Here is a 6,022-nt window from a genome sequence, read left to right on the forward strand (position 1 = left end):
AAAACTGAAGGCAATTGCGATGGCAGCAAAGATCGTACCGGCACCGGACTATGAGGACCGCGTCAGGGCGTCTTTCGCGCGCCAGCAGGCGATGGCGACGATCGGCGCCGAGCTGACGCTGGTTACGCCCGGCATCATCGAGATCGAGATGCCCTATTCGGCGGCACTGACCCAGCAGCACGGCTTCCTGCATGCCGGTGTCATCTCGACGGCGCTGGACTCGGCCTGCGGCTATGCGGCCTTTTCGCTGATGCCGGAGAATTCCGGCGTCCTGACCATCGAATTCAAAGTCAACCTTCTGGCGCCGGGAAGGGGCGAACGGTTCCTGTTCCGGGGCTCGGTGACCAAGCCCGGCCGCACCATCATCGTCGCCGACGGCCAGGCCTACGCCTTCGCTGCCGATGGCGAGGCCAAGCTCATCGCCACCATGACGGGAACGATGATGACGGTGGTCGGGCGGGATGGGATTGCTGGCTGATGGCCAACGTTACCCGAATTGGCGGCAAGGACGTCCTCTTCGTCATGGCGGCGCAGGCCGAATACGGCCCGCATCTGCAAAAATTGTTCATGCCGCTGATGACCGGTGTCGGCCCGGTCGAGGCCGCCGTCCGGCTCGGCGCGGAACTGTCCTGGCTGAAGTCGCAGAAGGCGTTGCCGGACCTTGTCGTCTCGCTCGGCTCAGCCGGCAGCCGGACCCTGGAACAGACGGAAATCTATCAGGCCGTCTCTGTCAGCTATCGCGACATCGATGCTTCGCCCTTGGGTTTCGAGAAAGGCGCGACGCCCTTTCTCGACCTGCCGGTCACGGTGCCGCTGCCGTTTCGTACTCCTGATATCAAGGAAGCCACGCTGTCGACAGGCGGCGCCATCATCACCGGCGCTGCCTATGATGCGATCGCGGCCGACATGGTCGACATGGAAACCTTCGCCTGCCTGCGCGCCTGCCAGCTGTTCGATGTCCCGCTGATCGGGCTGCGCGGCATCTCCGACGGCGCGGCTGATTTGAGACACGTCGGCGATTGGACCGAATATCTGCACGTCATCGACGAGAAGCTGGCCGACGCCGTCATGCGGCTCGAACGGGCGATCGGCTCGGGCCTGCTGCGGACCGCTGCATCCAACGATCAGGCCAGACCCGCCTGAAAGACAGGCTACGCAACCCATTGCGTCGACTCATTTCTTTCTCTAAACGCTCGCCATGAAAACAGCCAATCATCCCGACACCGTCCTGATTGTCGATTTCGGCAGCCAGTTTACGCAGCTCATCGCCCGCCGCATCCGCGAGGCCGGCGTGTTTTCCGAGATCGTGCCGTTCCAATCGGCCGAAGCCGCGTTCAAACGCATCAATCCCAAAGCCGTCATCCTTTCGGGCGGCCCGGCTTCGACGTCCGATATCGGCAGCCCGCGTGCGCCGCAGATCGTCTTCGACGCTGGCGTGCCGGTGCTTGGCATCTGCTATGGCCAGATGGCGATGTGCGTGCAGATGGGCGGTGTCGCCGAAAGCTCCAACCACCGCGAGTTCGGCCGCGCCTTCGTCGAGATCGAGAAGGACAGCCCGCTGTTCGAGGGCCTATGGGCCACCGGCCAGCGCCACCAGGTGTGGATGAGCCATGGCGACCGCGTCATTGCCCTACCGCCGGGTTTTCAGGTGTTCGGCAAGTCGGAAAGCTCGCCCTTCGCCATCTTCGGCAATGTCGAGCGCAAGATGTACGGCATCATGTTCCACCCCGAAGTGGTGCACACGCCGGATGGCGCCCGGCTGCTCAGGAACTTCGTCCACAACATCGCCGGCATCGAGGGCGACTGGACGATGCGCGCCTACCGGGAGCACGCGGTCGAGGCGATCCGCAAGCAGGTCGGCAAGGGCAAGGTCATCTGCGCGCTGTCGGGCGGCGTGGACTCCTCGGTCGCCGCGCTTTTGATCCACGAGGCGGTCGGCGACCAGCTCACCTGCATCCTCGTCGACCACGGCCTGATGCGCAAGGACGAGGCCGCGGGCGTGGTGGCGATGTTCCGCCAGCATTACAATCTGCCGCTGATCCTGGTCGATGCCTCGGACAAATTCATCTCGGCGCTGGAAGGCGAGGTTGACCCCGAGAAGAAGCGCAAGACAATCGGCCGGCTGTTCATCGAAGTGTTCGAGGAAGAGGCGAAAAAACTCGGCGGTGCCGATTTCCTGGCGCAGGGAACACTCTATCCCGACGTCATCGAGAGTGTCTCCTTCACTGGCGGCCCGTCGGTGACCATCAAGTCGCACCATAATGTCGGCGGCCTGCCCGAGCGCATGAACATGCAGCTGGTCGAGCCGCTGCGCGAACTGTTCAAGGACGAGGTACGGGCGCTCGGCAAGGAGCTCGGCCTGCCCGAAAGCTTCATCGGCCGCCATCCGTTCCCTGGCCCTGGCCTTGCCATTCGCTGCCCGGGCGGCATCACCCGCGAAAAGCTGGAGATCCTGCGCGAGGCCGACGCCATCTATCTCGACGAGATCCGCAAGGCCGGCCTCTACGACGCCATCTGGCAGGCCTTCGCGGTGCTCCTGCCGGTGCAGACCGTCGGCGTGATGGGCGATGGCCGCACCTACGAATTCGTCTGCGCGCTGCGCGCCGTCACCTCGGTCGACGGCATGACGGCGGATTTCTACCACTACGACATGGCCTTCCTGGGCGCAGCCGCCACGCGCATCATCAACGAGGTCCGCGGCATCAACCGCGTCGTCTACGACGTGACGTCGAAGCCGCCGGGTACAATCGAGTGGGAATGATTCAGGCCCACTCAGACGCCGCCGAAAATACGCCAATCTGCGACGTAACGTACTGAAAACAAAAATAAATCCTTTCAGGGACAATCAACGGCAATCGGTGCGCTAGGATTGTCTTTGACGGACCGCTTGACGGACCTTCCCCATATTGCCCACCCGATTTTTTCTGAGTACCGTCAGGGTCAATGAGGCTCGTGACGGTACTTTTTTGTGCCTTAAGGCATTGAAGAAAAAGGGAATTTCCTGCCGCGAAGCCTCTAAATTGTCCTGACGGTACTTTTCAGGAGGCAATGGGAATGTTGACGGACATCGCTCTTAAGGCGCTGAAACCAAAAGACAAAATCTACAAGATTGCTGACCGTGACGGCATGTACGTCCGCGTTATGCCCAGTGGCGCGATCTCGTTTCGGCTGGACTACAGGCTCAATGGACGCCGTGAGACGGTCTATCTAGGCAGATATGGACGGGACGGCATCTCGCTCGCGTTGGCCCGAGAAAAGTGCCTCGACGCGAAGCGTGCTATTGGCGAGGGGCGATCGCCGGCGATCGAGAAGCAGCGCGACAAGCGCCGCCTGAAAGAGGCAAAGAGTTTTGGCGAATTCGGCGAGAAATGGCTAACAGCCGCGCTGATGGCTGACAGCACGCGCGCCATGCGGCGCGCCATTTTCGAACGGGAGCTTCTTCCGGTCTGGCGCAATCGCCTCCTGCCGGAAATTACGCCGGACGACCTGAGGGCCCTATGCGGCACCATCGTCGAACGTGGTGCTCCAGCGACAGCTATTCACGTGCGAGATATCGTGAAACAGATTTACGGCTTTGCGATCCTGCATGGAGAGAAGGTCGCCAATCCGGCTGATGAAGTCGGACCCGCATCAATTGCGACTTTCGTGCCAAAGGACCGTTCGCTCTCGCCGTCCGAGATTCGAGTGATGCTGAAGCAGCTCGAGCACATCCCCACACTTCCCACGATCCGTTTGGGAATGCGGCTGTATCTGCTCACTTTGGTGCGCAAGAGCGAGCTGCAGGACGCGGTGTGGGACGAGGTCGATTTTGAGAATGCGGTCTGGACGATCCCGAAGGAACGCATGAAGCGGTCGAAGGCGCATAACGTCTACCTGTCGCGCCAGGCGCTCGACATCATGATTGCCCTGAAGACCTGTGCGGGAAATTCCAGATACCTTCTTCCATCGCGGTACGATGCGGATGCTCCGATGTCGCGTGCAACCTTCAATCGGATCACTTACGCAGTCGTCGAGCGCGCGAAGGCGAACGGGCTGCCTCTGGAGCCGTTTACGGTTCACGACCTGCGGCGGACGGGCTCGACTCTGTTGAATGAACTTGGCTTCAACAGCGATTGGATCGAGAAATGCCTCGCCCACGAGGACGGGCGCTCGTCGCGTGGCGTCTACAACAAGGCCGAATACGAGATGCAGCGCCGCCACATGATGCAGGAATGGTCGGACATCATCGATGCCTGGGTCGGCGGCAAGAAGTTCGTCCCGACCCTCATCCCCCCGATGATGCCGATCCTGGAGCCTGATCCGGCTCTCTGATCGGCCGGGCTCGGCGCTGCTTAAATTGGTCCTGGGCGGCGGGCCGCGGGTCTGGCCAAACTCGCAAACGTCTCTTGGCAGTTTGGCGAGTAAACTGCGGGTGCAACGCTCGGAGGGCTGCGGCATACCGAGTACTAAATATGTACGAGCATGATGATTGCAGGAGGAGCAGCACTTGAAGCGAGGATAGGGAGTTGGAGACCCGGCTATCATGCACTTGTGCGTAAGTTCATCGCCCTTCACTTCGGTGACGCGGGCGGCATTACCGGCCTTTTCCCTACATGAAACGGGATTTCAAATGGAGAGACGACTCTGTCACGCCCATTGATGCGCGCACTATCCTAAAGAACAACATCGAATATCACGGCCTCGAAAGGCATGCGCGTCAATATCACACGACAGCACAATATGAATACGCCTACCACCACTGGCTTATCGCAGCGACTTGGCGACGCGAGAATATGGAGGCCAATCTCTTCGAAGATGAACGACATCAGGCAGCTGTCGAATTCGACTTGCGAAACGCTGAATATAACAAGGCTCTCTATCGCTGGCAGAAGCACAGGCGCAAGGGTATGCCCACACTTGAAGAATGCGGTTTGGATCATGAAAAGGTAGAAAGAATGGTACGCATTGCTCAGGCCGAAATTGACGCCGTTTATGCTGAGATGTCCTCCGAGGTAGAAGAATAGCTGATTCACGAATTCGCTTCTGCGAAGCCGTGAATGCAGCATGCTTAGGGCTTGGCCGGCCTTTCGTGACGTAGTGAAGGCGTGCCTTGGGCTCGAACTGCAAATTGAGGGCAGCGCCCTACAAATCGTATGGTTCCGCCGGTCGGAAGTTGAAAACGGTAGACCGCTCCATCGCGAGATTCACTGTTGGCGGGGTGGTTCTTCTTCTGTCGCCGGCATGCAACCTGACAGCAAGTCACGATCAAGCCCTACGAGGTCGAAACTCACGCCTCGTGCGAAAGGTGGAACTGCTTCCAGCGGGTCCCCCGTCGATATCGCGCAGTGATGTGCAAGGCTGCCGGATGACGCAGGAATGGTCGGATATCGTCGAGACCTTGGTCGGCGGCAAGACGTGCCTCCCGACGCTCATCCCACCGTTGATGCTGATCTTGCAGCCCGATCAGGCTCTCTGACTAGACTTGCTCGGCGCTGCTTCAGGTCGGGTTTGGGTGCGCGGGGTATCTGCTTTGAGCGGCGCGCCGCAAGCCAGGCCTGAACCTCGCTCAGATCCCAAACGACGCATCGCGGGGTCAAGGCGAAGCGTCGAGGAAATTCCCCCCGCTGCTCCATCTCGTAGATTGTGCTGTCGGCCAGAGGCACGATGTTCCGCAATTCCTTACGCCGAATGGTCCGACTCATTGTCGTGTCTTTCTTTGAAATCATGAAAACCTCCTGTCCGAGCGTTCGAAGAGTCTGGATTCAATCGATCATCAAGAAAAGGCGCATTTGGGAGGCGTCGTGGAAACGGCGAAAATTGAGTACAGACAGGACATACACGCGTCACCGAGCACTCCGCTGCGTCCTCTTCCTGCTGGTCGAAATGCATGGACTGGCCGCGCATTATCGCCAATGTCAGGCGATTGCCGGAGCGGACCGCAGCGGTCGGGGACAGTCGGTCCCGCGTCCCGGCCTGCGGCCGTCGCTGCGTATTCCGACGAAGCCGGCCATCGATTCCGATTTGAAGCCGGCCAGTCATTCCG

Annotated in this window: 7 protein-coding genes; 6 read left to right on the forward strand and 1 reads right to left on the reverse strand. The window is 60.1% G+C overall.

Going from position 1 to position 6,022, the window contains the following annotated elements; all coding sequences use genetic code 11:
* Positions 1-19: 19 nt before the first annotated feature.
* From QQK95_RS25615 to QQK95_RS25635, 5 genes are all read left to right on the forward strand, one after another.
* Positions 20-478 (forward strand): PaaI family thioesterase, encoded by a 459-nt coding sequence (locus QQK95_RS25615; protein WP_023686843.1) that lies wholly within the window; start codon positions 20-22, stop codon positions 476-478.
* The gene (locus QQK95_RS25620; protein WP_284277185.1) at positions 478-1,143 is read left to right on the forward strand and encodes a 5'-methylthioadenosine/S-adenosylhomocysteine nucleosidase; all 666 of its coding nucleotides are present in this window, start codon (positions 478-480) and stop codon (positions 1,141-1,143) included. The genes QQK95_RS25615 and QQK95_RS25620 overlap by 1 nt, the downstream gene beginning before the upstream one ends.
* Before the next feature lie 55 nt (positions 1,144-1,198).
* Positions 1,199-2,761, forward strand: coding sequence for a glutamine-hydrolyzing GMP synthase (gene guaA, locus QQK95_RS25625; protein WP_284277186.1), 1,563 nt, complete (start codon positions 1,199-1,201; stop codon positions 2,759-2,761).
* Positions 2,762-3,054: 293 nt separating this feature from the next.
* Entirely contained in the window at positions 3,055-4,311 is a 1,257-nt protein-coding gene (locus QQK95_RS25630; protein ID WP_284277187.1) for a tyrosine-type recombinase/integrase, read from the forward strand.
* 281 nt (positions 4,312-4,592) lie between these two features.
* Positions 4,593-5,003, forward strand: coding sequence for a hypothetical protein (locus QQK95_RS25635; protein WP_284277189.1), 411 nt, complete (start codon positions 4,593-4,595; stop codon positions 5,001-5,003).
* Between the two features lie 405 nt (positions 5,004-5,408).
* Here the strand turns inward: QQK95_RS25635 and QQK95_RS25640 are convergent, their stop codons facing one another.
* Positions 5,409-5,705: a helix-turn-helix transcriptional regulator gene (locus QQK95_RS25640; RefSeq protein WP_284277190.1), complete on the reverse strand. Its 297-nt coding sequence runs from the start codon at positions 5,703-5,705 to the stop codon at positions 5,409-5,411.
* Here QQK95_RS25640 and QQK95_RS25645 point away from each other — a divergent pair.
* A partial coding sequence (locus QQK95_RS25645) for a hypothetical protein (RefSeq protein ID WP_284277191.1) occupies positions 5,644-6,022 on the forward strand: 379 nt, incomplete at its 3' end. The two genes, QQK95_RS25640 and QQK95_RS25645, sit on opposite strands and share 62 nt — an antisense overlap.

Source organism: Mesorhizobium huakuii, assembly GCF_030160235.1.
Taxonomy (GTDB): Bacteria; Pseudomonadota; Alphaproteobacteria; order Rhizobiales; family Rhizobiaceae; genus Mesorhizobium; species Mesorhizobium huakuii.